Below are 4535 nucleotides of genomic sequence, written 5' to 3'. Positions count from 1 at the left end.
GAGGCCATCGCGCAGGCGTGCGCCGACGCCCTGCGCGACGCCTCCTACCTGTCGGTCTTCCGGTACGAGAACGTCTACGCCAGGCGCGCCGCGCGGGCACTCGTCGAGGCGGCGGGCGCCGACCACTACGGCCGGGTCGTCTTCTCGACCTCCGGCGGTGCCGCGAACGACCTCGTGATGAAGCTCGCCCGGCACCACCACGCCCTGCGCGGCGACGGCGCGCGCAAGCTCGTCGTCGGCCTGCGGGACAGCTACCACGGCCTGACGTTCGGCGGATTCGCGCTCACCGGCGAGAACCTCGGCCAGTCCGTGTACGGCGTCGACCAGCGGCTCGTACGCCATGTTGCCCCCAACTCCATAGAAGAAATAACCCAGTTGGCGGCCCAGCAGGGCGGCCGGATCGCGGCGGTCGTCGTGGAACCGGTGCTCGGCAGCGGGGCCGTGGCCCTCACCCCGGAGTACGTCGCGACCCTGCTCGAACTCCGGGACCGGTACGGCTTCCTCCTGGTCGCCGACGAGGTCGCCACCGGCTTCGGCCGCACCGGGGACTTCTTCGCCTCCCAGCGCTGGCCCGCACCGCCGGATCTGCTCATCACCTCGAAGGGCCTGACCAACGGCACGCAGGCGGCGGCGGCCGTCCTGCTGCCCAGCGCGCTCGCCGAACCCTTCGACGCGGCCGGAGACGTCTTCGTGCACGGCGAGACGCAGGCCGGAACGCCCGTCACCTGCGCGGCGATCCTGGCCACGGTGGAGGAGATGCGCCGGCTCGACGCGGTCGCCTCCGCGCGGCGGCTGTCGGCGGTGCTGGACGAGAAGCTCGCGGAGCTGGTCGCCGCCGAGCCGCTGGTCTCGGCGACGACGGGGCTCGGCTGCTTCCGGTCCATCCGGCTGCGTACGCCCGGCGGGGAACCGCTGCCGCAGCGGGAGGTGCCGGAGGTCGTCGCCGCGATCCGCGCGGCGGGCGCGATCGTGCACCCCAGCGTCAACGGGGTGCAGATCCTGCCGGCGCTGGTCTACACGGACGACGAGGTCACCGAACTGCTGGACTGCGTACGGGCCGGGGTGGCCGCGCACGCCCGCCAGAGCGAGGCGGTCTGAGTGGACACCGTGTGGAACCTCAGCCCCCGGCGCCCGACCCAGGTCGTGCACGGGATCGGCGGACTGGCCAAGTGGCTGAGCCACCGAGAGGGCGAGTGGCCCAGCCACCGAGAGGCTGAGTGGCTCAGCCACAAAGAGGCCGAGTGGCTCAGCCACCGAGAGGACAAGTGGCTTAGCCACTCAAAGGCCCGGACACTGACCCTCCTCGCCGACCCCGCCGTAGCCGACTCGGAGACGGTCGCCCGGATCACCGCCTGCGCCCAGTGGGCGGACCGGACGGTCGAGCGGTACGTCCCCGAAGGCCCCGGCACGCTGGAGAGCGTGACGGAGCTGGCGCACCGGCTCCGCACCAGCGAACTCGTCGTGGCCGTCGGCGGCGGCACCCTCCTCGACCAGGCCAAGCTCGCGGCGCTGATGAGCGCGGCCCCCGTCGTACGGGACCGGCTCGCGGCGCGCGGCCGGAGCGGACTCGTGCTGCTCCCGGCGGACGCCGAGCCCGCCGTACCTGTCGTCACCGTGCCGACCACCGTCGGCACCGGCAGCGAACTCAGCGGCGGTGCCTGTCTCGCCGGGCCGCAGGGCAAGCGGCTGGTGCTCGGGGGCGGGCTCCAGCCGGACGTGGCGGTGCTCGACCCGGTCGCCACCCGGACGCTGCCCGTGGAACTGCTCGCCGAGGGCGTCTTCGAGGTGTTCTTCCGGGTCGCCGGGATGTACGTCGGGGACCCGCAGGACCTGCCCACCGAGGACGCGTTCACGCTGACGCTGCTGCGGCGGATGACCGAGCTGGGCGCCGAGCTGGCGTCGGTCCGGCGGGCCGGTGAAGCACCCGGTGACGCGCTGCGGCTGGAGATCGCCAAGCTCAGCGGCGTCAGCCACGGGCCCTGGTTCAACGCCGGCCGCGACCCGTCCGCCTGCAAGGGCTGGTACCTCGCCAACGAGCTGTCCACCGGGCTCGGCCTGCGCAAGATGACGGCCGCCGCCGCCGTACTGCCGCCCCTGTGGCGGCGGATCGAGGAGGGCGACGTCCCCTGGGGCTCGGCGCCCCGGCTGCACCGCCTCTGGCAGGCCGTCGCCTCGGCCCACCGCCCGGCGCTGCCCGCCGACCCGGTCGAGGGCATCGAGACCCTGCTCGACACCTGGCTGATCGGCCGGGACGTCGAGGCGAGCGAGGAGCGGGCGGAGCTGATCGCCCGGTCCACGCTGCGCGCGTGGGGGGACGGGCTGCCCACGCTGGGCGCGCTCACCCTCAGCGACGTACGGCGGGTGCTGACCGAAGCGGTCCGGCAGCCGCACACCACAGACTTCCGCCGGTAAAAGCCTGCGGACGACCCGAAACACCGAGGGAGGGGGAAAACACCATGCAGACCGTGAACAACACCACGTCCGCGCCCCTGGAGCTGGCTCTCCAGGAGCTGGACCAGCAGCTCGACATGCGGGAGCTGGAGGCGCTCGACGCCCCGGACTTCAGCTGGAGCGCGGCGCTCAGCGCCGTCGGCGGCCTGAGCGCGGGGGGCGTCATCTCGTACGTCTCCATCGTCACGCTCGCCACCTGATTCCCGTATCAGAGACCCGACATCCCCGAAGGAGGTGAAAGAAATGAAGGAGAACACCAACCCCGCTCTGGAGCTGGCCATGCAGGAACTGGCCATGGAGGAGCTGGAGGGCATGGAGGCCCCCGACTGGTGGGACAGCTTCCTCGCCAGCGCCGCCATCTCGGCCGGCGTCAGCACCGCCTACAGCACCATCGCCGTCACCTCGGTCATCGCGACCTGAGCCTGAACGGACACCGCCCTGTTCCGGAGGCCGGCCATTGGCCTCCGGAGCAGGGCCGCTGCGAACGAATATACGTGCGGCCCCGAGCCGCAGGGGAGGACATGGCGTGACCGACGCCATCGACATCACAGGACTCACGAAACGCTACGGCGACCTCACCGCCGTCGAGGACGTGACCTTCACCGTCCGTTCGGGCCGGGTGGTGGGCCTCCTCGGACGCAACGGGGCCGGCAAGACCACGACCCTGCGGATGCTGCTGGGCCTCGCCCGCCCCACCGCGGGAACCGCCACCATCTTCGGCCACCCGTACGCCCAACTGCCGCGCGCAGCGCACCGCGTGGGCGTCAGCATCGACGGCATCGGCCCTTCCGCCGCCGCCTCGGGCCGCGCCGACCTGCGGATCTGGGCGAAGACCATCGGCCTGCCCCGCACCCGCGTCGACGACGTCCTCGAACAGGTCGGACTCGCCTCCGACGCCCACCGCAAGGTCCGCGACTACTCGCAGGGCATGCGGCAGCGGCACGCGCTGGCCACCGCGCTCCTCGCGGATCCCGAGCTGCTCATCCTCGACGAGCCCGCCAACGGCCTCGACCCCGACGGCATCCGCTGGCTGCGCGAACTCCTGCGCTCCCTCGCGGCCGAGGGGCGCACGGTGCTGGTCTCCAGCCACATCCTCGCGGAGGTCGAGCAGATGGCCGACGACATCGTCATCGTCCAGAAGACCCTGCGCTACAGCGGCAGCACCGCCGAGCTGACCCGCGACGGCGAACTCAGCCTGGAAAGCCGCTTCTTCGACCTCGCCGGTCCCGCTGTGAAGGAGGATGTCCGTGCGTGACCTGATCGGAGCCGAGTGGCGCAAGATCTGGACCGGGCGCGCCTGGTGGGGAGTCACCGCGTTCATCGTCCTCATGTGTGTGATGGCCGACGCCGGGTTCGTCCAGCAGGACGACGCGAAGAGCGGCGCGAACGGGGACATCACCTCCACGCTCGTCCAGGGCTGGTTCATGGTCGAGCTCGCCGCCGCCGTGATCGCGATGCTCGCGGTGACGCGGGAGTTCGGGAACGGCTCGATCAGCCGGTCGGTGCTGCTGGGCGGGGGCCGGGCGCGTGTGCTGACGGCGAAGCTGGTCGCCGTCGTCGGCTGCGGCGCGGTGTTCGCGCTGGCCGCCGGGGCGCTCGCCGCCGTCAGCCCGTGGCTGTTCCTCGCCGGGCGCGAGCGGGGGCCCGAGTGGACGGCGACCACGACGTGGACGCTGCTCGGGGTGATGCTGACCATCGTGGTCGGCGCGGTGTGGGGGGCGCTGCTCGGGCTGCTGATCCGGCAGCAAGTGGCCGCGATCCTCGTCCTGTTGGTGAGCACGTGGCTGGTCGGCGAAGGGCTGCTGCGGCTGGTCCCGTCCGTCGGGCGGCTGACCATCGACGAGGCCATGGCGTCCGTGTACCGGGGCGGCAACGAGAACCTGCTGCCGATCCCGTGGGCCCTGCTGGTGCTCGCGCTGTGGATAGGGGCGGGCACGATCGCGGCCCGCGCCCTGTTCCTGCGCCGGGACCTGCCGTGAGAACGACGCTGAAGGAGACCGGCGCCGGCGAAGGCCGTCGCCGGGGCTTCAAGCGCGTACCCGGCAAGCGGGTCCAGGACGAGAAGCCCCCGGCCCCCCTCCCCG

General features: G+C 72.4%; 6 protein-coding genes. All 6 read left to right on the top strand.

The window, feature by feature from the left end:
- Positions 1-1098, top strand: a 1098-nt coding sequence (gene mpaD / locus AOK24_RS40225; RefSeq protein ID WP_055724861.1) for a daptide-type RiPP biosynthesis aminotransferase, incomplete at its 5' end; no start/stop codon positions are given.
- The gene (gene mpaC / locus AOK24_RS40220) at positions 1099-2412 is read left to right on the top strand and encodes a daptide-type RiPP biosynthesis dehydogenase (RefSeq protein WP_055724860.1); all 1314 of its coding nucleotides are present in this window, start codon (positions 1099-1101) and stop codon (positions 2410-2412) included.
- Positions 2413-2465: 53 nt separating this feature from the next.
- Positions 2466-2651, top strand: a complete 186-nt coding sequence (locus AOK24_RS40215) for a daptide-type RiPP (protein WP_159052162.1) — start codon at positions 2466-2468, stop codon at positions 2649-2651.
- Between the two features lie 43 nt (positions 2652-2694).
- Positions 2695-2871 (top strand): hypothetical protein, encoded by a 177-nt coding sequence (locus AOK24_RS48950; RefSeq protein ID WP_159052161.1) that lies wholly within the window; start codon positions 2695-2697, stop codon positions 2869-2871.
- A 106-nt stretch (positions 2872-2977) separates the two neighbouring features.
- Positions 2978-3706, top strand: a complete 729-nt coding sequence (locus AOK24_RS40210) for an ABC transporter ATP-binding protein (RefSeq protein WP_055724858.1) — start codon at positions 2978-2980, stop codon at positions 3704-3706.
- The gene (locus tag AOK24_RS40205) at positions 3699-4430 is read left to right on the top strand and encodes an ABC transporter permease (protein WP_055724857.1); all 732 of its coding nucleotides are present in this window, start codon (positions 3699-3701) and stop codon (positions 4428-4430) included. The genes AOK24_RS40210 and AOK24_RS40205 overlap by 8 nt, the downstream gene beginning before the upstream one ends.
- Positions 4431-4535: the final 105 nt, after the last annotated feature.

This window comes from Streptomyces niveiscabiei, assembly GCF_001419795.1.
In the GTDB taxonomy this organism is placed as follows: Bacteria; Actinomycetota; Actinomycetes; order Streptomycetales; family Streptomycetaceae; genus Streptomyces; species Streptomyces niveiscabiei.
Note: the sequence above shows the minus strand (reverse complement) of the source record. Positions and strands in the feature narration are given on the sequence as shown.

Bases quoted from the DNA above. Each gene is read 5' to 3' on its own strand.
- AOK24_RS48950 (WP_159052161.1), top strand. From the start codon at position 2,695: ATGAAGGAGAACACCAACCCCGCTCTGGAGCTGGCCATGCAGGAACTG.